The organism is Brasilonema angustatum (assembly GCF_059505445.1).
In genome coordinates, this window is sequence record NZ_JCACKO010000150.1 from 48,966 (window position 1) to 71,011 (window position 22,046).

17 protein-coding genes and 1 CRISPR repeat array are annotated in these 22,046 nt (G+C 42.8%); of the genes, 8 read left to right on the forward strand and 9 right to left on the reverse strand.

Annotated elements, in window-relative coordinates; translation table 11 throughout:
• The first annotated feature begins 313 nt into the window (after nucleotides 1-313).
• Nucleotides 314-1,234, forward strand: coding sequence for a 50S ribosomal protein L11 methyltransferase (gene prmA / locus AC5JM2_RS31875; RefSeq protein WP_495839549.1), 921 nt, complete (start codon nucleotides 314-316; stop codon nucleotides 1,232-1,234).
• A gap of 709 nt (nucleotides 1,235-1,943) precedes the next feature.
• Nucleotides 1,944-2,396, forward strand: coding sequence for an Hsp20/alpha crystallin family protein (locus tag AC5JM2_RS31880; RefSeq protein WP_495839675.1), 453 nt, complete (start codon nucleotides 1,944-1,946; stop codon nucleotides 2,394-2,396).
• 397 nt (nucleotides 2,397-2,793) lie between these two features.
• Here the strand turns inward: AC5JM2_RS31880 and AC5JM2_RS31885 are convergent, their stop codons facing one another.
• The 5 genes from AC5JM2_RS31885 to fabI form a co-directional block, all read right to left on the reverse strand.
• Nucleotides 2,794-4,437: an alpha/beta hydrolase gene (locus AC5JM2_RS31885; RefSeq protein WP_495839676.1), complete on the reverse strand. Its 1,644-nt coding sequence runs from the start codon at nucleotides 4,435-4,437 to the stop codon at nucleotides 2,794-2,796.
• A 128-nt stretch (nucleotides 4,438-4,565) separates the two neighbouring features.
• Nucleotides 4,566-6,152 carry an SLBB domain-containing protein gene (locus AC5JM2_RS31890; RefSeq protein ID WP_495839551.1) on the reverse strand — a complete coding sequence of 529 codons (1,587 nt, stop codon included), beginning with the start codon at nucleotides 6,150-6,152 and terminating at the stop codon, nucleotides 4,566-4,568.
• A 911-nt stretch (nucleotides 6,153-7,063) separates the two neighbouring features.
• Nucleotides 7,064-8,056, reverse strand: coding sequence for an ABC transporter ATP-binding protein (locus AC5JM2_RS31895; RefSeq protein ID WP_495839553.1), 993 nt, complete (start codon nucleotides 8,054-8,056; stop codon nucleotides 7,064-7,066).
• Between the two features lie 140 nt (nucleotides 8,057-8,196).
• Nucleotides 8,197-8,865, reverse strand: coding sequence for an imidazoleglycerol-phosphate dehydratase HisB (gene hisB / locus AC5JM2_RS31900; protein ID WP_495839555.1), 669 nt, complete (start codon nucleotides 8,863-8,865; stop codon nucleotides 8,197-8,199).
• Between the two features lie 118 nt (nucleotides 8,866-8,983).
• Nucleotides 8,984-9,760 (reverse strand): enoyl-ACP reductase FabI, encoded by a 777-nt coding sequence (fabI, locus tag AC5JM2_RS31905; protein ID WP_495839557.1) that lies wholly within the window; start codon nucleotides 9,758-9,760, stop codon nucleotides 8,984-8,986.
• Between the two features lie 708 nt (nucleotides 9,761-10,468).
• Here fabI and ntcA point away from each other — a divergent pair.
• Nucleotides 10,469-11,140, forward strand: a complete 672-nt coding sequence (gene ntcA / locus AC5JM2_RS31910; RefSeq protein ID WP_048867514.1) for a global nitrogen regulator NtcA — start codon at nucleotides 10,469-10,471, stop codon at nucleotides 11,138-11,140.
• Nucleotides 11,141-11,348: 208 nt separating this feature from the next.
• On the opposite strand, the gene AC5JM2_RS31915 is transcribed toward ntcA, so the two are convergent.
• A complete protein-coding gene (locus tag AC5JM2_RS31915; RefSeq protein ID WP_495839559.1) occupies nucleotides 11,349-11,546 on the reverse strand; it encodes a hypothetical protein in 198 nt (65 codons plus the stop codon).
• Between the two features lie 86 nt (nucleotides 11,547-11,632).
• On the opposite strand from AC5JM2_RS31915, the gene AC5JM2_RS31920 reads away from it, so the two are divergent.
• Together AC5JM2_RS31920 and AC5JM2_RS31925 are read left to right on the forward strand one after the other, a co-directional pair.
• Nucleotides 11,633-13,126 carry a DUF3084 domain-containing protein gene (locus AC5JM2_RS31920; protein ID WP_495839561.1) on the forward strand — a complete coding sequence of 498 codons (1,494 nt, stop codon included), beginning with the start codon at nucleotides 11,633-11,635 and terminating at the stop codon, nucleotides 13,124-13,126.
• 514 nt (nucleotides 13,127-13,640) lie between these two features.
• Nucleotides 13,641-14,093, forward strand: coding sequence for a pre-16S rRNA-processing nuclease YqgF (locus AC5JM2_RS31925; RefSeq protein ID WP_495839563.1), 453 nt, complete (start codon nucleotides 13,641-13,643; stop codon nucleotides 14,091-14,093).
• Nucleotides 14,094-14,470: 377 nt separating this feature from the next.
• On the opposite strand, the gene AC5JM2_RS31930 is transcribed toward AC5JM2_RS31925, so the two are convergent.
• Nucleotides 14,471-14,734 carry a DUF3146 family protein gene (locus tag AC5JM2_RS31930; RefSeq protein ID WP_495839565.1) on the reverse strand — a complete coding sequence of 88 codons (264 nt, stop codon included), beginning with the start codon at nucleotides 14,732-14,734 and terminating at the stop codon, nucleotides 14,471-14,473.
• A gap of 219 nt (nucleotides 14,735-14,953) precedes the next feature.
• On the opposite strand from AC5JM2_RS31930, the gene AC5JM2_RS31935 reads away from it, so the two are divergent.
• The 3 genes from AC5JM2_RS31935 (at nucleotide 14,954) to AC5JM2_RS31945 (ending at nucleotide 19,811) form a co-directional block, all read left to right on the forward strand.
• Complete coding sequence (locus tag AC5JM2_RS31935) at nucleotides 14,954-16,786, forward strand: ABC transporter ATP-binding protein (RefSeq protein ID WP_495839566.1); 1,833 nt, start codon at nucleotides 14,954-14,956, stop codon at nucleotides 16,784-16,786.
• 292 nt (nucleotides 16,787-17,078) lie between these two features.
• Complete coding sequence (locus tag AC5JM2_RS31940) at nucleotides 17,079-18,650, forward strand: metallophosphoesterase family protein (protein WP_495839568.1); 1,572 nt, start codon at nucleotides 17,079-17,081, stop codon at nucleotides 18,648-18,650.
• Between the two features lie 405 nt (nucleotides 18,651-19,055).
• Nucleotides 19,056-19,811: a class I SAM-dependent methyltransferase gene (locus AC5JM2_RS31945; RefSeq protein WP_495839570.1), complete on the forward strand. Its 756-nt coding sequence runs from the start codon at nucleotides 19,056-19,058 to the stop codon at nucleotides 19,809-19,811.
• Nucleotides 19,812-20,067: 256 nt separating this feature from the next.
• Nucleotides 20,068-20,669: a CRISPR direct-repeat array (repeat unit 27 nt; unit sequence TCTATTCCCCGTTAAGGGGATTGAAAC).
• 215 nt (nucleotides 20,670-20,884) lie between these two features.
• Here AC5JM2_RS31945 and AC5JM2_RS31950 read toward each other — a convergent pair.
• The gene (locus AC5JM2_RS31950) at nucleotides 20,885-21,622 is read right to left on the reverse strand and encodes an FkbM family methyltransferase (RefSeq protein ID WP_495839572.1); all 738 of its coding nucleotides are present in this window, start codon (nucleotides 21,620-21,622) and stop codon (nucleotides 20,885-20,887) included.
• 110 nt (nucleotides 21,623-21,732) lie between these two features.
• On the reverse strand, nucleotides 21,733-22,023 hold the full coding sequence (locus AC5JM2_RS31955) for a hypothetical protein (protein WP_495839574.1): 291 nt from the start codon (nucleotides 22,021-22,023) through the stop codon (nucleotides 21,733-21,735).
• Nucleotides 22,024-22,046: the final 23 nt, after the last annotated feature.

The window sequence follows — 22,046 nt, forward strand, 5'->3', positions numbered from 1 at the left end:
GAGGGAGCACTTGATGAGGGTTTCCCGACCTAGGTGACTGCCGAAAGGGTTCCCCGGCATAAAGGAGCCAGTGCTCGGCTAGAGTTTCCCGACTTGTAGACGCCCGGAGGGCGGCTTCCCGCAGGGTAGCACCTGGCGTCAACTGGCGAACCCGTAAGGGTAAAAAGAAAACCTTTTTCTTATGCCTTTTTATACCAAATCGCGTTTAAAGCCTCACCCCTGCCCCTCTCCGAACTCGCGGAGAGGGGTGCCCGTAAGGGCGGGGTGAGGTGATACGTATGAAGGCAAAGCGCGTATTACTTTTTACTTTTTTATGGCAAACACTTGGTGGGAATTACAAATTTTATGTGAGCCAGAGCTAGAAGATACCATCTTTTGGCGGCTGGAAAATTTTGGTTGTCGTGGAACAGCCAGTGAAAAAAAAGCAAATGACTTTTTGGTAAAGAGTTACTTGCCGCAATTTCAAGCGCAGCCTTCAGATTTGGCTGATTTATCGCACCTGTTGCGTCAAGATGCTTTGTCTATGGGATTTCCTGCACCTGTTGTACAGTGGGAGGTGATTGATGAGGAGGATTGGGGGAGTAGCTGGAAACAATATTGGCAACCCCAGGAAATTGGCGATCGCCTCCTCATCAACCCTGCATGGCTACCACTCCCTGAAAATTCTGATCGTCTCATCCTTCGTTTAGACCCAGGTGTCGCATTTGGTACAGGTGCTCATGCGACAACTCAATTGTGCTTGGAATCCCTGGAAAAGCATATAATCCAAGCCAATAAGCCTTATGGGGATAATGATAAAAAAAATCATGATGTGGTTATTGCGGATATTGGTTGTGGATCTGGTATCCTTTCAATAGTATCACTCCTACTGGGAGCCAAGAAAGCCTATGCAGTAGATGTTGATCCTTTAGCAGTCAAGTCAACTGTAGAAAACTGCGAACTCAACACTATAAATCCTGAAAGCTTGGTGGTAGCAGAGGGTAGTGTAGACGTTTTGACTAAACTGCTGGAACAACCTGTAGATGGTATTGTCTGCAATATTTTGGCTGATGTGATTATAAGTTTGGTTCCGGATTTGAGTGCGATCGCTAAACCCAGTACTTGGGGCATCTTTAGTGGGATATTATTTGAGCAATCTAAAGCCGTCGTCGATACTTTAGAGAAACACGGCTGGGTTGGTGCAACCGTGTGGCGGCGCAACGAATGGTGCTGTATTAATGTGCAGCGTTCCTAGGTTCAGCTGTCTTTAATCATTAGGTGCCCTACATAACAAGGCAGACATTTTAAAAGCCCCGGATCAATCTGTGATAGTGATCGCGAGCCTTTTGTTTTGTGTCTTGTTACCAAAGTTAACATTTTTTGGTACAGCACTGGGAACGCGGTGGTCAGTTTGGAGTGAGTTGTAGTAATGCTTGCGAAAATTGCGTGCAATTGCTGGATGCGATCGCAAAAGGTGATATTTTTATATATAGCCACTTATTGGCCCTGTATATTTTTGTCCCGCGCCTTCGCTTCATTGGCGCGGATTTTTTTTAACCTGCTTTCGCCATTACCTGATAATCGAAAATTGCCTCCATTGGGCAATACGCTTGAATAGGGTGTAGGGGGTAGGGTGTGGAGTGTAGTGTTTAAGACAATTAAATTTTAGTTGCTCAAGGAGTTCAACATCTTCTTAATTCCCCACACCCTACACCCTACACCCCACACCCTGTAGGACAGGGTGTGACTCCACACTTTGCTAATAAGGATTATTTTTGGACGAGGTGTAAAGACAGGTTTGATTTTCTTTTTGTTCTTGCTTTAGAAAAGTTCGGTGATCATGATTTTTTAAGTGAGAAAAACCGTATTATGACTCACTCTTTTTTTAAATAACATGATAAATAACTGAAGCAAGTTAAATGCTGAACTGATTAAACAAAATCCTATTGACTGGAGAGAAAATGATGACATTAGTTCGTTGGAATAATTGGCAACAAATGAACTCCTTAAACCGTCAAATGAACCGCTTATTCGATGATATGCTCGTACCCTCAACATTGATTGAAAGGAACCTTCCAAAAGTTCCTGCTGCTGAATTGCAAGAAACAGAAGATGCTATCCATCTCAAGCTAGAACTGCCAGGAATTGAAGCTAAAGACTTAGATGTGCAAGTCACACAAAACGCTGTTTCCATCAAAGGAGAGCGCAAGTCTGAAACTAAAACTGAAGAAAAGGGTCGTACTGTGACTGAATTTCATTATGGTAAATTCCAACGCGTGATTCCTTTGCCTGCGCACATTCAAAATACCAATGTCACAGCAGAATACAAAGACGGTATTTTGAATTTGACACTGCCCAAGTCTGAACAAGAAAAGAACAAAGTCGTCAAAGTTAACTTGGAAACACCTGCTGCTTAATTCATTGCAAGAAGTTATTAATTTTAGGAATTGTTAGGAAAAGGTAGCCTGAATGCACAGTAGGTTGACCTAACAAAAATGCCCAGTCAGATGAAACTGACTGGGTTTTTTTATTGACTAACAACTGATATAGCAATCCGTGCAGGAGTTGTGAAATAACTCGTTGAGGTAGGGAACAGGGAAGAAAAATCTACAAATTTACTTTGTTTTTTCACAAATGAAATAGGACTGCTATATAGCAGTCCTAAATGAGATTGTAAATTGTCTCATGAGGGCAGGGAACGCTTAACAGGGAACGCTTAACAGGGAACAGGAATTGTTTATAAATGATTTAGGATTGCTATATCCTAAAGTATTATCTAAAATCGCTAACCATGTCCTCATAGGAGAAGCTGCACTATTTCTCGACAGGCTCCAGCCATCGCTTGATACTTGCTGGTAACTCAGAAGCAAGACGCAATGGTAGTTCAGGTGTAGAGAAAGATTGTGCGTAAGCTGGTGTGAGAAAAGGTTTGTAAATTTTTGCTTCTGGTGTTATTTGCTTGATAAATGCCAAGCTGACACCTTTGGTTAATTGACGAAGAGATTTCGTTTCTTCACCTCGCCTTTCTTTAACAATAGTCGTCGCTGCACTTTGTGGGTATATTGGATCGCTAATACTCAAGTGAGTACCACCAATAGCAGTAAGCAGATACTTCTCACCCCGCAGTTGAGTAAAAGGTTCTATTTGATGTTTGAGCGCTGGGGTTAAGGCGTCTTCTGTTCCAGTTAAGATTAAGACTGGCTTGGTAACTTGTGTTAGACCTTTTTTGCCAAAAAGATTCCCAACCAGAGGGTTAAGAGCGATCGCACTCTTAACTCGCTCATCTTTTACTTTCAGTCTTCTGTCTCGTAAGGAAGTCGCCGAACACTGTAACCAATCACCAGGAGCTTCGCCGAGATTTAAAGAATCTTTACAAAATTTCCGCAACTCTTCCAAGTCAACCTCTCCCCCTACCAAAGCCAAAGCGGTATAACCTCCTAAGGAGTGACCGATGACAGTGACTTTTTCAGTATTTAACTTACCCTGAAATTGACCAAATTGAGTATTCAATTTTGCCAATTCATCTAGGACAAAGCTAATATCTTTTGGTCGATCAACAAACTCAGTACCTGGTAGCAACTGTGCCAAATTCTGTTTATCTGAAGCTCTATTGACAGCATCAAAGTTGCTTCCAGGATGTTCAACTGCAACAACAGTTATGCCATAAGAAGCTAAATGACGCGCTAAATAGCTCAAAAATTTCCGGTTTGCCCCGAAACCGTGGGAGAGGACAACGAGTGGGTTTTCGGGGTTTGCCTGACTCGAATAAATGTCTACAGGAATGGTACGATTACGCTGTCGGTCATTTAAAACAATTGTCTGCTGCTGTACCACTTGATTCCCCAACGCTGAGGGATCGAATGCAGCTTTAAAGGGTATGGTAGTTGCAACAGACAACTCTCGTTCTAATAACACACCAAAAGCTTGACTCTGTAAGTTGTTTGGGTTTAAATCAACAGCTAAACCGACAGCTTTCGTGGCGTCTACGGTAATATTTTCTCCTGGGTAAGCCCGCAAAAAACTTAATGCGCTAAAACCGTTTGCTTGTCGCAGTGCGAAATTCAGGGTGGCTTTGATACTTTCTGCTGTACTACCTGGTATGACTCCACCCAAAGATGATATGAACTGTCTACCTCCGGGCGATCGCACCAAGTTGTCAATAAATTTGTCCGCAACAGCAGGATTGACTTCCAACCGCTTGGTTAGGAATTCTCGCACTTGCGAGTTTAGCACGGGTGACAAAACTTCCAGTCCTTGTGGTAATCTCCCGGTTTTGGCAAACTTTTCTAAATCTGCGAGCGCCACTGACTGCTGAAATGGACCTAAACGGATGGTAACTGTTTGGGCGGCTATTGTAGAAGGCATTCCCACACCCCATCCCAAAACAAGCATCAAAGGACAGAGTAATTTTTGTACCCAAGATGCCTTACACCAATTTTTGCCAAGCTGAAACTGCATATGAGTCATTGGTCATTCATCACTAGTCTAAGGGGCGCAAAATCTATGACTTGAGGAATTGCAATGCAGTTTCTTTGAAAGTCTGGGGACACAGAATAACAACCAGCGCCCCCAGTTTGTCGCTTTGTCTAAAACCCGAATAAAGATCTAAAAATACCAAGCACAGTGCCAAAAGGATTGAAGAAAGCACCCACAGTATCACCGACTTTAGCTATGCCAGAGCGGTTGACTATCACAATATCATTATTACGGAGTATGGGATTAGTTTGCTCATTAATTCCTTGTTTGATATCTACTTTGACTTCTCGTTTGGTCACAGAGCCATCCGGGTTGAGGCGAACCAAATCAACAGTAGTCCTGCTGGCTCTAGCATCGTTAAATCCGCCAGCTGCAAGCAATGCTTGATTTAACGGGGTATTAGGCTGAATTTCTTTCACGCCTGGAGCTTTTACTTCACCCACCACATTAACTTGAATCCGAGAAGGAGCCAAAGTCGTAGTCGCTAATTGAGTCGCTTCTGCTCGACTGACTTCAGTTGCTGTTGGAAATACAATCGTATCTCCGTCTTGCAAAATTACGTCCTGAGTAATGTCACCACTATTGAGTAGTCTCCAAAGGTCAACTTTGATTGATTGTTCGCTGCCTGTTCTCGTGGATCGGCGTATTGAGATATTACGAACATCAGCCTGTGGCGTAATTCCCCCAGCCAATTGCAGTGCTCGCATCAAAGTTGGTTGTCCAGTGATACTTGGTGCACCTGTTGTATTGTTTGCATTTCCCCCTTCTGCAGTACCTTCGCTGACAAGATAGGAGCCTGGACGCAGAACCTCACCAATTAGTGCTACTGTACGAGGTTTGGTCGGATCTGCTGCATAGCTTGATGAAGCTAAATTTCGTGCATCTGCCAAGTCTATAGTCGTTGCTGTTGGCACAAAGATGGTATCTCCATCCCGTAAGGTCAGATCTTGCCTTATCCTGCCTGTTTGTCTAATCTCTTTCAAATTCACAACAGTGACTTGCTCTGGACCTCGTCCTATCTTACGCCTCAACTGCACTTTTGTCTCATCCGCTGACTGTGTGATCCCTTGAGCTGTCGTCAGTGCTGATAGTACAGTTGGGAATTGCACACCAGGATCATTCCCTCCGCCTCCTTGTAAACTGAGAGTGTAAGCTCCTGCACGTGTCACCTCTCCGGCAACGAAAATATTAATGGGACGGGGTGATAAAAGATTAATTGTTATGATCGGTCGTTTGAGATAGCGAGAGTATTTCTGAGTAATTAAGTCCGCTGCTTGTTCTGTTGTCAGTCCTAAAACGGAGACATTACCAACTAAAGGTAGGTTCAGCCCTCCACCCGGAGGAACTTGGTACTCGCCTGAATATTCCGGAACTTCAAATACGCTGACTCTGACGCGATCGCCACCTCCCAACGTATAATTTGTATTTATTTGTCTTACTCCCGGATCTGGTTGTCTTTGTGTATATTTTGTATCTGTTTGTCTCGCTGTAGGTACGGTTTGTCTAGGAGTTTTTGTATTTACTGTTTGAGTCGCTGTAGATACTCCCTGCTTTTGTGTATAATTATTTATCTGCGTTGTTGATTGTTTGGTTGGATTCTGAGCTAAGCTAATAAGCGGAAAAGCGAAATTAATAGCGGTTAACAGTACTACACCCCCAAAAGGTTGGCTGATAAACTTTAACCTTGTATTCTCCATATTTACCTAAAACTACTATTAGTAAAGTACTGTCTAAATATTTTAAGCTTGACTATTGTCTTTTCTTCAAGTTCCCTAACACTTTTATTTTCTGAAAATTTTTGGTTTTTCCGAATCAGAATTGTTTTTTATTTTGAATTTTTAGTGAAGTTTATTGAAAGTTATAAAGTTTATCATGAATCATCTTCAATATTGTGGTTTTTATGACATTTTATCTGAACAATATTGTCTTCGTACAGTATCGTCAACAAAAATATTCTTTGCTAACAAATATTACGTATAAGAAAAGTAGGATTTCTAAGTAAAGAAAGTCTGTCAGAAAAGCAGAAAAAGACGTACAATCAAAAGTTTACTAAGAAAAGACAATGGTTTAAGAAGTGGATATTTTTGTCTAGAGCATCTGTTTTTTTTAATCATAAAAAAAAATCTGTGACTTAAGACGATAAGAAAACAAAAGTTCAGGAGTTTGAATCCGTAGTTGTCATAATAAATTCGTTACAAAAATGAAGGAAAAACTTTATTCCTTCCTTCAGAAACTGCTCTTTTTTTTGTCAACTAAGTTTATTGCTAGAATTTTTTACAGCTATTAAAAATAACATAAAAAATACAAATACACGTAGAAAAGAATATATTAGGACTCCTCCAAAGATTTTGCTCAGCTAAGTACACTTCAAAAAGCCTTTTTTCCTGTTCCCTGTTAAGCGTTCCCTGTTCCCACGAGTTAGTTCACCCTATGGCTAACACCACGCCTTACGGTGAGTCCAGCGCTGCGGGAGGGGAGCCAGTGCGGTCTTGGGGTATCCCCAAGTAGAGCACCTGGCGTTCTCCCTCGTGCCGGCTCTGGGCGTGCGCTTTGCGCATACGCCAGATGCCTACGGAAGGAAAGCCGTCATTCGCACCGTCTCACCAAATCAAACCGGATTGCTATAAGACTGCTTGTGTTTTTGGATCTGTTCGACAAAAAAATCTTCCAAACAGGGACGAGACAAATTCATACCAATGAGTTGCCCTCCCATGAGACGAAAACTGGCAAGAAAATCATAAGCATCGCCTTGGACTTTACCTTGCCAAGAACCATCAGGTTGGTACTCTAAATTGGGAACCCATTTTTTAAGAACTTCCCAATTACCCCCGTAACCTTTGACATGATACAGGTGATTTGTTCCTAATAGTTCATCAAGAGAACCAGAGGAAATTACTTCTCCTTGAGCAAGGATAGCAACGCGATCGCAAATTTGTTCAACTTCATTCAGAACATGGCTGTTGAGAAAAATTGTCTTGCCTGCGGCTTTCAGCGCTAAAATAATTTCTCGCATTTGGTGACGTTCCACTGGATCAAGACCGGACATCGGTTCATCAAACAACAACAGTTCTGGGTCGTTAATCAGTGCTTTTGCTATACCAACACGTTGTAGCATACCTTTAGAGTAGCGACGAAGCAGCTTTTTGCGGGCGTCAGCTTGGGATAAGCCTACCAGTTCCAGGAGTTGAGGAATGCGTTGACGTTGCACCTTTGTAGAAATTTTAAAAACCCCAGCACAGACCTGCAAAAATTCCCAGCCTGTGAGATAGTGAGAAAAAGAGGGATTTTCGCTTAGGTAGCCGATGCGTTCCTTAAGGGTGCGATCGCCCAATGGTCTGCCCATAAGCAATCCTCGTCCTGAGGTTGGACGAATTATTCCCAGCAACAATTTCAACAAGGTTGTTTTACCAGCACCATTTGGTCCAAGTAACCCAAAAGTCTCTCCCTTATAAACTTTCAAAGAACAGCTTTTGAGGGATACGATTTTTTTGTTCAAAAAAAAGCCTGTGCGATAGACTTTTTGCAATTCAGAAGTTAGAATAGCTGGCGGAATACTTGTGGTATTCAGTTCAGACTCAGGGGCGTTTGCTACAGACATCATGTTGTGCTTAATACAACAGATAAAAAATGACAAATTATCCAGTTGACTGATAATAATAACACCATTAAGACCAATCTCCCCTCAATGTCAAGTGGGGGAGATGGGGGAGAGGGGTAATGATTCTGTGTGCTTGTGCTAGTTCACAACATCCCCTTAGAACTAGGGATTGTACCAGCACGACGCTGATCAATTTCTACTGCCATGCGCGTTGCTCTGGCAAACGCCTTGAATGTTGCTTCAATAATGTGATGGGAATTTATACCATCTAATTGACGGATATGTAGCGTCATTTGGGTATGGTTTACCAAAGCTACGAAGAATTCGCGCACTAACTGGGTGTCATAAGTTCCCACTCGCTGGGTAGGAATTTGCAAACCATAGCTGATGTGGGGACGTCCGGAAAAATCTAGCGCCACTTGAATGAGTGCTTCATCAAGAGGCGCAACGAAATGACCAAAGCGGACAATACCTTTTTTATCGCCAAGTGCCTTGCTAATAGCTTGACCCAAGGTAATACCAACATCTTCGTTGCTGTGGTGATCGTCGATGTGCAAATCTCCTGTCGCCCTAACTTCTAGGTCAATTAGCCCGTGGGAGGAAATTTGATGCAGCATATGATCCAAAAAGGGAATGCCAGTTGCTGCATTGCAAACTCCTGTACCATCCAAGTTGACTTTAACATACACATCCGTTTCGCTTGTCCTACGGCTAATTTCGGCAATACGAGCGCCCCCTTGGGGTTGTTCGTGCTGTGAGGGGAGAATTTGGCGTAGGATGGAGTCTGTGCTGGAGGAATCGCTTATTTGCATACAGAACCTGGCTTATGCTTAATTATGGAGTAATGGGTCAGAGCCATTTGCTAATACCTAATAACTAATGGTAAATACACAAATAGTAGTTATTGGTTAGCAAATAGCAATATTAACGTTACATACCCATGATTTCATATCCTGCATCCACATAAAGGACTTGCCCAGTGATTCCACTTGCCAGATCACTGCACAAGAAAGTTGCCGCATTGCCCACTTCTAGCTGAGTAACAGTGCGTCGTAGAGGAGCCACCTGCTCCACATGATGAATCATATCTAAGATTCCTCCTACGGCACTAGAGGCTAGAGTACGAATTGGACCAGCAGAGATGGCATTCACTCTGATATTTTGTGGTCCCATTTCGGCAGCTAGGTATCGCACACTCGTTTCTAGCCCTGCTTTGGCAACTCCCATCACATTATAGTTGGGAATTGCCCGCACACCTCCTAGATAGGTGAGAGTGAGGATACTTCCTCCTTGAGTCATCAAAGGTTTTGCATATCCAGCGAGTTGCACCAGGGAGTAAGTACTGATTTCTAAAGCCAAATTGAAGCCAGAACGGGAGGTTTGGCTAAAATCTCCACTCAAGTCTTCTTTATTGGCATAGGCAAGGCAATGGATCAGGATATCTAAAGATCCCCACTTATCGCTAATCGCATTGAAGGTAGACTTAAGATCCTCGTCGTTTTGGACATTACAAGGAAGAAACAAGCTGGGGTTTAGGGGTTCTACCAACTCTGCGACTTTTTTCTCCATTTTGCCTTTCTCATCTGGCAAATAGGTAATACCTAAGTTCGCTCCTGCTGCGTTCAGTTGTTGGGCTATCCCCCAAGCGATTGAGCGATTGTTTGCAATTCCCGTTACTAAGGCTTTTTTCCCGGTGAGATCTAGCATATCAATTCTTAATGTGAACACTCCTGCTTGAGCATACTAGAATCTGACACCGATTTGTCTTTGTTTTGGGTACTATTTGTCAACACGATTATGGAGTTACCTTTTGATACCACCAAATCATCGTTCAATTCTTAAATATATGCTCAAAACATAGTAGTGATAATTGATTTAGGAGTAAACAGTGGATGGTAAATAGTAAGTAGTAGATAGTAGGTATTTGGTAGTCTATAGAATTTATTTCTTATCTACCAGAAACCAGATACGAACTACAGTTTTACACCTTCTACAGAATGAGTGTGTCTATTTTTTTTCTTAATTAAAATAACTAAAAAATTTAAGAATTAACTTTGAAAAAAGACTAGATCTAAACATCAAAAATTATGTATCATGATGAACATATAAACAGAGCAATCGAATTGGAGTTATCAGACTGCTCGTTAGAATCATCTTGAGGATCTCGCCCTTGGTGATTCTCCTCGTTAAAACAAGTTGCGTTTCTTAGTGATTTGTTATGACTTTGGACACTGAACACTGGACAAATGACAGGTGACGTTATGGGAAATTTCACAAATAGTTTAGAATTGGCATATGAGTGAGTGAGGTTAAGTATAGGAAAGTACAAAAACATTGACAATGTGTTATTGATTTTTCAGGTGTATTCTTAGGAAATCGATTTTAAATTTTCCGGCATTGGGTAGGGGAAGGTAAATGCTCGTGACACAAGATAAAGCCCTAGCAAGTGTTTTTCGTCAGATGGCGACCGGAGCGTTTCCGCCGGTTGTGGAAACGTTTGAACGTAGTAAAACCATCTTTTTCCCCGGCGATCCCGCCGAACGAGTGTATTTTCTATTAAAAGGTGCCGTTAAGCTCTCCAGAGTGTATGAAGCAGGAGAAGAAATAACCGTAGCACTGCTGCGGGAAAATAGTGTTTTCGGCGTCTTATCCTTGCTGACAGGAAACAAGTCAGATAGGTTTTACCATGCGGTTGCTTTCACATCTGTAGAATTGCTCTCAGCACCAATTGAACAGGTGGAACAAGCGCTTAAGGAAAACCCAGAACTGTCAATGCTAATGCTGCGAGGATTGTCTTCGCGGATCTTACAGACAGAGATGATGATAGAAACACTCGCTCACAGAGATATGGGTTCTAGATTGGTAAGTTTTTTGTTAATTCTCTGTCGTGATTTTGGCGTTCCTTGTGCGGATGGAATCACAATTGATCTCAAGCTCTCTCATCAAGCGATCGCTGAAGCAATTGGTTCGACTCGCGTGACTGTCACTAGATTACTAGGTGACTTGCGTGAGAAAAAGATGATTTCAATACACAAGAAAAAGATTACTGTTCATAAGCCTGTTACCTTAAGTCGCCAATTTACCTAAACAAAGTTCACTAGCAATGAACAGTGATTTCTGAGTTAGATAAAAAAAGTCAGAAAAAATGACTCAGAAACGCCACTTACTACAATTGAAGTCGGCAATACCCTCGTTGTTGCAAGGGCTTCTGTTCAGGAAGTACCAGGTGTGTATCAACCTCTGTAAGCAACTAGCGTGCATAGTTTCCTGACTTGTAAACGCTGAAAAAGCAAGTTCAAGGTAAGTGAAGCCGCTGCATTGCTCCCGCCAGTTGCTTGGTAAGCGTAAGCGCACCTGAAGATAACCCGCGCATACTTTCGGTGCGCCTTTGCACACTAAACCCTATATTGTAGGTGAGTGAAATAGCAAGTGTTCCTGGCTTTTGTTGAACTTTGTTTAAATCAGGAATAAAGAGTAGTGAAGATTGCGTCATGTCAATGCTTGGCTTACACTAATTTCCCACAGATAATGACTGGAAGTAGTAGGCTGTATCTGGAAGGATTTCGTCGGTAGGAGAAGATGACCACCGGGTACATCCTAATAGCAGCAATTTTAATTTTGGGAGGCGTCATTGCCACCGTGGGCGATCGCATTGGCACACGAGTTGGCAAGGCTCGCCTCTCCCTGTTTAACCTGCGTCCAAAAAAGACGGCAGTACTGGTAACTATTCTGACAGGGACTTTGGTCTCAGCATCAACCTTAGGAATTTTATTTGCTGCCGACGATGGATTGCGCACAGGAGTGTTCAAGCTAGAGAGTATTCAAAAAGACCTCAAGCGCAAGCGCGAACAACTCAACACAACTGCAAAACAGCTAGAAGACACTAAAGGTGAGCTAGAACAAGCTCGAAAAGAACAAAAAGCTCAACAAGAGCGCTTGCAGCAAACGAATCAGTCCTTACGTGATGCAAACGCTAAACAGCAAGCAACTCAGACTCAACTCAACCGTACTATTAGCCAACAAACTCAAACTCAAGCTCAACTTCAGGGCACACAAAACCAACTCAGTCAAGCAGTCGCCAGCTATAAACAAGCCATAGCGGAACTTCAAAGCGTTGATAATGAGAAAAAAAAGCTGCTGGTGGAAATTGAAAAAAGAAAGGTAGAACGCCAACGACTGTATGAAGAAGCAAGAAAAGCGATTTCGCAAGCCAAAACAGCCATTGACAAACGCGATCGTGAACTAGCCAATCGACAGCAAGCTGTTCAACAACGGGATCAAAAAATTGCTGAACTGGATCAACTCATTAAAAAGCGAAACACAGCAATTGCCGCGCGAGAGCAAGTGATTGCTCAACGGGAATCTCGCCTCAAAGAATTGGAAACACAACAAGACTATCTGGAGCAGGAAGTAGCAAGACTGGAAAAATATTACCAATCTTACCGTGACCTGCGTTTAGGAAAACTCGCACTGGTTCGCGGTCAAGTTCTTGCTACAGGCGTTGTTCGTGTCGAACAACCTGTTGTAGGGCGTCAGCTGATTGTTCAACTTTTACAGGAGGCTAATCGAAACGCTACCATCGAATTAAGTGAGCCTGGTGCTGCGAATCCAGCAAATTTGCAAATCTTGCAAGTGACAAATGAGCAGGTTGATCAATTAAGCAAGCAAATTAATGATGGTCGAGAATATGTGGTAAGAATTTTTTCTGCTGGCAATTACGTCAGGGGAGAAAAGCAGATTGCATTTTTTGCTGATGCAGCACGCAATCAAGTCGTTTTCACCGGAGGTCAAGTCATAGCAACAACAAGTGCAGATCCCAAAACGATGACATCTTTTCAACTGCGACAGCGGCTAGAACAGCTGATTTCTGCTTCGCAATTTCGCGCTCGTAACGCTGGTATTTTAGAAAGTATTCAAATAGATGGGACTTTCATTCGCTTTATCGCCCAGTTGAGACAGTACAACCAGCCAATTGAGATCAAAGCTATTGCTGTAGAGGATACATATACAGCAGGACCACTGAAAGTAAAACTCATAGCTATTCAAAACGGGCAGATTATTTTTAGCACTTAGCAAGGGAGCAAGGGAGCAAGGAGCACCGCAGCAAGGAGCAGGGAACACCTCAAAGGTGTACCCAGTTTTTTTTCAAAAATCAAATAGGAGTCCTATATATTACTAATTGTTAAGTTTTCATAATCTCTTGTCAAAAGTCCACAGTCCAAAAGCTGTTGATCCCTATGCCCTATGGCTAACGCCACGGCTACGCAAGAGCAGGCACGCTACGCTAACGGGGGATGACCGGAGGTCACGTCACGCACGCCAGTTAGGGTTTCCCGCCGCAGGTGACTGGCGTCCTTTACTAGCTCACTTTTGACTAACAAAGTAATTAAGAGTCAGTAGTTAGAATAAATCTAGAAATCGTGCATCAATAAGAGCGGATTTCTGGTGCGTGAGTTGCGGCTCTGTTGTGCTTGAATTCATTTATCGAGAAAAAACAATTCTTTGCTTACTCAAATAGAACATATTTTATTTGTAGGGAATTCTCTTGTTGTGGGTTCTGCTTTCTTGTTAATTTTAAATTTTTATTATGACTGCCCGTAAATTTTTACCAACCCAACCAGCTATTTTGGGTTTCGATCCTGGTCGTGATAAGTGTGGTTTAGCTGTGATGGGACTCGATAGACAACTCTATCACCACCAAGTCGTATTAGCAGCTGAGGCGATCGCCGCTATCATGTCGCTGCGTCAAAACTTCCCCATTTCTTTACTCGTTATGGGTGACCAAACCACAGCAAAACAGTGGAAACAAGAACTGCACAATCAATTGGCAGATCCATTGAACGTTGTTTTAGTGGATGAGCGTTACACCAGCTTAGAAGCACGCGATCGCTACTGGCAGATGTTTCCTCCCAAAGGACTTGCCAAGCTTCTACCACAAGGCTTGCGACAACCACCACGACCTATAGACGACATTGTAGCCATCCTGTTGATTGAAAGATACCTCAATCGTTTAACTCAATCAGTGGCTAATAATGAATAGTCAGACAATTTTGAATTTTAGATTTTGGATTTTGGATTGATCCCATGGATGAATCCGCTTTCTTGAGAATTTTGGATTTTGGATTCAACAATTGATTGCACGGATTAATCCGGGGGCTTGCACCATCAAGGAATCATTGGTCAAGGCTAAATATTACAATACATGATTAATATTCGTTTCTTTTTTCTTTAAAGCCCCCGACGGGCGGCGCATCACCCGTCATGAATGGAAGAAACACTTCCCTCACTCCCAGCCTACGGCGATCTACGATCCACTAGCCCCTAAAAGGGGCGCTGCGCAAACGTTAACGCTAGCCCCGGAGGGGGCGCTGCGCAAACGCGCTTCACTCCCTGCCTCCCTCACTCAAGAGTGTTTCTTCAGAGTTGAGCCCGAATAGTGAAAGCATAGTCTCCTCCTGGTTCAAGCAGGTAATCTCGTTGCTCCAAGAAGCGACCGAGGGGTTCTTTGATCAAAGCACGCCCTTTATAAGGCTTGACAGAAAGTTCTCCCCGGCGGAAATGCCATTGGAACTGCCATTCAAAGTCACCCGCTCTGACTTCACCTTCAAGAAATCCGTCTTGCCAAGATTGACGGATAATCCTGACATGGGCTGTAGTTTCTGGTAAATCTCTAGCACTCACAATGCTGTGTGTCAAGTTGAAAACGAAAACCAACTTGTTATAGCTTTACATTTATTCACAATACCTCAAATACATCAATGGGAGTATTTGGATCTAATCCGTGATCCCACCTGTCTTGAAAATAGGGGGTAGGGAGTAGGGAGTATCCAAGCAGGGATCTACAGAAAGACATAGGGGCATTCGCTGCAATCAGGCGCGATTCTACAGTATAAAAAGAATATGAAGATTCGTAAAAAACGTAACGCCCTGCGCCAATCTCTCGCAGTTTTCCGGTACAGTGGACGAGCTATTAACTTGGTGTGGACAACTAGCCGCTCGCTGACTATTATTTTCGCGAGTTTAACCTTGCTGGCTGGTCTTTTTCCAGCAGCTATAGCTTATATCGGTAAGTTAATTGTCGATACCGTGGTTTCAGCTTCTCACAACTTATCATATAACAGTGATTTTGTCAATAATAATCGTCCTTTAATATATGTGGGATTAGAGGCGATCGCCGTCGCTTTACTAGCAGCTAGTCAGCGAGGAGTCACCGTTTGCCAGTCGTTGTTGCGGATGCTGCTTGGTCAACGAGTCAACGTTCTTATTTTGGAAAAAGCCCTGACACTGGACCTAACACAGTTTGAAGACTCAGAGTTTTACGACAAATTGACAAATGCACGACGAGAAGCATCAACTCGTCCCTTGTCTCTGGTCAACCGTACCTTTGGCTTGGTGCAAAGCGCTTTATCACTTGTGACTTATGGCATTTTGCTCGTGAAATTTTCATTTTGGGCAGTGTTGATGCTGATTTTAGCAGCGATGCCCGCATTCTTTGCGGAAACGAAATTTGCTGGGGAAGCCTTTCGCCTATTTAGTTGGCGTGCGCCGGAAACCCGCCAGCAACATTACCTGGAAACCCTTTTGGCTAGAGAAGACTTTGCTAAGGAAGTCAAACTCTACCAACTTGGCGATATGCTGCTGGGACGTTACCACAGCTTATTTAACAGACTCTACGGCGAAGACCGCGACTTAACACTGCGGCGGGGATGGTGGGGTTATCTGCTTAGTTTGTTGAGTACTTTAGCTTTTTACATGGCTTATGCCTGGATTGTTGTGGAGGCAGTTGCAGGCAAAATTTCCTTGGGAGATATGACGATGTATCTCACGGTGTTTCGCCAAGGACAGTCTACATTTTCTAGTGCTTTGACTTCTATCGGGGGGATGTATGAAGATAACTTGTACCTTTCTAATCTTTATGAGTTTCTAGAAGAGGAAGTTCCAAAACCAAAAGGCAAAGCCACGAAAGGTTTAAAACCTAGAGATGGGATTCGCTTTGAAAACGTATCATTCACCTATCCAGGAAGTTTGCAACCAGCGCTGAAAAATATTTCCCTGCACCTGAAACCGGGAGAGAAGTTAGCTATTGTTGGTGAAAATGGTTCTGGCAAAACGACGCTGATCAAACTGCTGACTCAACTTTACACTCCTGACTCTGGACGCATTTTACTAGATGGCTTGGACTTGCAAGAATGGGATGTGGATGTGCTGCGGCGACGTATTGGGGTGATTTTTCAGAACTTTGTCCGCTACCAATTTAGTGTTGGTGAGAATATTGGTGTGGGGGATGTGGACTACGTTGAGGACAAAAACCGATGGATGAGTGCGGCCCAAAAAGGCATGGCGCTTCCTTTTATTGAACATTTGCCCGACAAGTTTCAGACTCAGCTTGGGAAATGGTTCAGAGATGGACAAGAACTTTCTGGAGGTCAATGGCAGAAAATTGCTCTTGCCCGTGCTTTTATGCGAACTCATGCAGATATTTTGGTTTTAGATGAACCAACATCAGCAATGGACCCCCAAGCAGAATTTGATATTTTCAATCACTTTCGCGCTTTGACCAAAAATCAGATGGTATTCCTAATATCTCACCGCTTCTCTACGGTGCGGATGGCTGACAAAATTGTCGTTATCGAAGCTGGGGAAGTTGTGGAACAGGGAACTCACCAGGAATTGTTGCAAGCAGCAGGGCGTTATGCGACACTGTTTTCGTTGCAAGCAGCAGGGTATCAGTAAGCAGGGAATAGGGAACAGGGAACAGGGAACAGTCAACAGTAAACAGTAAACAGTAAACAGTAAACAATAAAAACTGATAACTGATAACTGATAACTGATAACTGATAACTGACTAGTTGCTTTGCGCATACCCGGAGAGTAGAGGAAATTGGGAGGCAGCGCCTTGCGGAGCCAGTGCTGCAGGAGGGTTTCCCTCCGTAGGCATCTGGCGTTGGGGTTCTCCCCGTTGTGGCGACTGCCGTGAAGTAATGGGACAATAACTAAATGACTAATAACTCATGAATACGAATTTATGCAATTCATATTTGATCCACCAATTCCTGTAAAGATCGAAAAGATGAAGGAACGGGTACGGTGGGGAGATCCGAGTGTCGCCCAGCGTGGAATCGACCAAACCAGCATGGTTTTAGATGATGGTAACTCGGATAATCCAGAATTCTCGTTTATAGTCATAGGTGATAGCGGCACTACAGAACATCACGGACATCATCCCCAACGGAAAATTGCTGAATTGATGCTTGCTCACCAAAAGGAGTGCCGTTTTGTCCTGCATACGGGTGATGTTATTTATGTGGTGGGATCTCATGAGTATTACCCGACCAACTTTATCGAACCTTACCGCGAGTTTCTTGTCGGTGGCGAAAATCCTAAACGCATTCCGTACGATCGCATGGTCTTTCAGCTGCCAATTCTACCAGTTTTGGGAAATCATGATTATTATGATGTTCCGGGGATATATCGATTTATTGCTGGAGGGACGCGATCGCTGCGTCGCCTGCTTGGCTATAAAAATGTCGAGATAGGCTGGCATGGATCTTACAAGGGTGACGCTTATGCACGGGCGTTTCTTGACTATCTTAAGAGATTCGACTCTGGTGAAGAGTTAGAACGTCACTTGGATAACTATTACACTGCTAAAACTGACACAGGACACTGTTTGCGTTATGAACCCGGACGTTTTACCCGCTTACCCAACCGCTACTACACTTTCCGTTACGGCGGGATCGACTTTTTCGCCCTCGACTCCAATACTTTTAATGCACCATCACCACTCCCAGCAACAAAAGAGGGAGAAGCGGAACGCCGCGAATTGGTACATCGTCGCCATGAAATAGAACGACAGGAAATCCAAATTCTGGAAGCGTGCGACAAGCTGAATCCAGAGATTCCTGGAGAAGCCGAACAACTGGATACCCTGAAAGCGAAATTATACCAAATCGATGAGATCAAAATTGATATTGAAAAACAACTTGAATCTAATCATGCGCCAGTCATAGACTTGGAACAACTCAACTGGCTCAAGGAAAGACTGATTTTATCTTGGAATACTGAGGAAGTTCGCGGACGGATCATTTATTTTCATCATCCTCCTTACGTCACAGAGGCGACGAAATGGTATCAAGCGCAAACATTAGCAGTTCGCCACTGTCTACGTTGGGTGTTTGATCAAGTCGCAGACAGCCTTGGTTCGGTGACTCAAGGTCGTCCAATCGTCGATTTGATTTTAAATGGTCATGCACACTGTTTGGAACACTTGCGCACAACGGACACCGGACACGCTGACTCGCATATCAACTGCATCATCTCTGGTGGTAGCGGTCATTATCCCCGTCGCCAGCGCAAGGAAGGACCAGAATTGATGGAGAGTTTTGAGCATCTTCCTGGTAATCCTTACCGTAAAGTTGCAGATTCTTTCCTTTTTGTTGGTCGCGATGGATACAACGAGCAAGCGCGACGACCATACTCTTTTGTGCGTATTGATGTTCGAGGAGGACGCCCACCGAAGCTTATTGTGAGACCATTTGTAATTGAACGGTTTCAGGGAGAGTGGTGCGATCGCCATCTCGAACCATTCGTGATTTAAGTTTTTAGATTACGGAAGCGTGTATACATATTTCGTTCAAAACCTCACCCTCGCTTGAATCGGCGCTAAAATCTTTCCCTCTCCTTATAAAGGAGAGGGATGAAAGGAGAGGAATGCCCGATAGGATAGGCTGAGGTTTAGAGTAAGTTTTGAGATCAAGTTCGGATTATTAGTTAGAATTGCAGCCCTTGCGTTACCCCACCCCCAATACGATTTGCATAAGATCCCCCCGCCTGCGGCGACCCCCTTAAAAAGGGGGTAAAAGAGGGTTATAAGCCCCCTTTTTAAGGGGGTTGGGGGATCTTAAATACCACTAACAGTAACTGTATTGATTTATAAGCGATTAAGCGAACTTGATATAACTGGTAACTGGTAACTGATAACTGTTTACTAGTAAAAAGTTTGATGAAATCTCAATTAAAAGACAAATTTTTAACTTTCGCCGTAACTATCCTGTTGATGCTGTGCTGCATCCTGCTTGCTCCTACAAGCACAGCAAGTGCATCTCCATCTTCCACAGTTTACCAACAACGGTTCATTCACAGTCCTGATGGTATTGGTAAATTTTACATGGATCGAGAAATAGCCAAAGTTATGGGACATACAGGGGCATCTTGGTTAGAACGACCAAGTCGAGAGGCTGAAGAACAACCAAGCAAAATCGTTAGCGCCCTTAACTTGAAACCCGACGATGTTGTGGCAGATATTGGTGCTGGAACAGGCTACATGAGCTTTCGTATTGCTCGCGTTTTAACAAAAGGAAAAGTCCTGGCTGTGGATATTCAGCCAGAAATGCTGGATATTATCAAGTTCTTGAAGAAAGAGAAAAATATCACCAATGTTCAACCTGTCTTGGCAACTCTGACTAACCCCAATTTACCAGCAGAAAGTGTTGACTTGGCTTTGATGGTGGATGCTTATCACGAGTTTGAGTACCCACGAGAGATCATCGAAGGAATTATCCGTGGGCTAAAACCCGGTGGTAGAGTAGTACTGGTTGAATATCGAGGTGAAAATCCCTTTATTCTGATTAAAGGTTTGCATAAAATGACTCAAAAACAAGTACGAAAAGAAATGCAAGCTGTTGGTTTGGTTTGGCGGGAAACTAAAAACTTGTTACCCCAACAGCATTTGATGATCTTTGAAAAACCTTCCCTGTGAGGAGACATTGCGCGGATGGTTAGGTGTTTGAAAAGTCAGGAGCAATTTCGCGGCTCAAAGGCTTATCAGTTCTGAGTTTGAGAGTTTTTTGAAACAAATCATCCGCGCAAGTTCTAGAACCTTTATCAGGACAGGATTTGAGGCTATTTTTAAATTTGTATTACTTGACGTTGGATCGCTGAAATGGTACTTTTGTTATGTATCCGCGCAACCGTACCTCGAAAACTAAATAGGTCATGCGTTTCATGTGACCGCATCTATTCCCCGTTAAGGGGATTGAAACATTACCTGCGACTAACGCCGAAAGTAGCATCGTCACCCAAGGTAGTCTATTCCCCGTTAAGGGGATTGAAACCCGTTAGCAATGCTTCACATAATTTTTTCTTGTGAGTTGAAATTATCTATTCCCCGTTAAGGGGATTGAAACAATTTATCAAATTCGCAAAATGTGTTTTGGTAATCCAGTTGAAATTATTTATTCCCCGTTAAGGGGATTGAAACGTTTGTGCTAGTAAAGGGACTTGCCATTATGAGCGTTGAAATTATCTATTCCCCGTTAAGGGGATTGAAATAGGTATTGGCGTGGTCTGACTGGGTGTGACACAAGTGTTGAAATTATCTATTCCCCGTTAAGGGGATTGAAACCTAATAATTCCAGTTGTTCCAGTTTGATTAAAGTTGAAATTATCTATTCCCCGTTAAGGGGATTGAAACTCGGTATTTGAAAACTCGGTCACCTCGAATTGCTTGTTGAAATTATCTATTCCCCGTTAAGGGGATTGAAACGAATAACTTCTTGTTCTTCGCTCCTTCCCCAAATCGTTGAAATTATCTATTCCCCGTTAAGGGGATTAAAACGGAACGAATTCAAACAACAACTATAGCAGTCCTAAATCATAAGCCCTACGGGCACGCTACGCAAAGGTAAAACTCTGTGTTTTCCTCCTCTGCGTTCTGGAGCGCCCACCGCGAACTTTGCGGGAGGAACATCCACACCGCAAATTCGCTTTCTGCGGTTAATTCAATCAAAACCTTTTTCACAACTCAAATAGGGATTCCTATGTAAAAGCCTCCTAACTCCTGAAGAAAAAGCCATCCATATCAAGAAGCTGTCCGGTATTTACATCGCTAAACACCGGCAGTATATGATAAAGTTCAAATTTCTTTTCTTTCATAAACGCAATGGAATCATTATATAGTCTTTGATTTTTATACAAAGCTTTCAATGACAGTTCCATTTGAACGCCTACAACTTTTTGGAGAGATTCATTTGCTCCTTGTAGAATCTGCTCTTCAAAACCTTGACAGTCTAATTTTAAAAAAACTTTGAAATTATCTAACTTATTTTCCTTCCAAAAGGTATCTAACGTCTTTAATTGAATTTGGATTTTTTCTTTAACCTCAAAAGCAGGTGCAACACTTTTGGCATATTCTGTGGGTTCTAAAATAGAACTTAAATCGGAAAAATTCGTTAAGTTTATTTGAGTAGTTCCATTTTCCGCTCCCAAAGCAAAATTAAAACCTGACCACTTTGAGTCTTTCGCTTTCGCTTTTTGAAGAGAGTTAAAAACTTCTGGTACTGGTTCTATGGATAAAATACGCCCATCAAAACCCTCGCTTCTAATTTCTGTGGCATATTGACCGAGATTAGCCCCTACATCTATAACTGTGTCTACATTGTGATTTTTTAATAACTTGATTAAAAAATTATATTTGCGAGGGGGAAATCTCACGACATCAAACCCTGTCTTGTGAATCAAAGGGCGGAGATTCTTCATCGAAAATTGCCGGATTTGATCAACAAAAATCATTTTTTAAAAATTAAGTGATGATAAAGTATGAGCGCGATCGCTCTACCTTTATCTTATCAATTTCCTCGCAAGGTAATAAAAACGCAGACGAACAACACAACACGCAACAGCTAAGATTCGGGTGGAATGAAGCTGGCATTTTTTGTGGAACTATCCCAAACTATCCAGGCAAATTGATTATCTAAGTCACTTCCATTCTTGGCGACTTTGAAATAAATCTTTTCACCATTTCTGGCTTCAACGGCGAAGTCAGCTTTGTCAGCATATATTACCTTAAAACCATTGTCTCGTAGACAATACATTGCCCAAGCTTTCAACGACTGCTTGTGTGGCTCATGCGGAATTGGAGGTTTTGTAATCACCTCTTCAATAACTTGATATGTCTGTTGTAAATTAGCCATGAGTCATTGAGTCATTTTGTCAA